This is a genomic window from Dokdonia genika, assembly GCF_042652845.1.
GTDB lineage: Bacteria > Bacteroidota > Bacteroidia > Flavobacteriales > Flavobacteriaceae > Dokdonia > Dokdonia donghaensis.
Genome location: NZ_JBHSHB010000011.1, coordinates 1,498 through 1,735, shown reverse-complemented (window position 1 = coordinate 1,735; position 238 = coordinate 1,498). Strand labels below are relative to the sequence as shown.

Below are 238 nucleotides of genomic sequence, written 5' to 3'. Positions count from 1 at the left end.
TGTAGCTATCGTCCATCGCATCGATTGGGTCTGGTGCACTTACTACTACTGTAGCTGTCGCAGTATCACAGTTGCTATTAGGTGGTGCTGTACCATCTTCACAAACTGTATAATCTACTGTATAAGTGCCAGGTGCAGTGTTCGCTGCTACGGTTACTGTGCCATCCGCATTCACCGTAAGTGGACCATCTGTATTTGGAGTGATTGTAACATCTGCAGGGTCTACAGGTACACCGTT

General features: G+C 47.1%; 1 pseudogene. It reads right to left on the bottom strand.

Annotated elements, in window-relative coordinates:
• Positions 1 to 238: pseudogene (locus tag ACFO5T_RS15160) on the bottom strand (hypothetical protein); the annotation flags it as partial.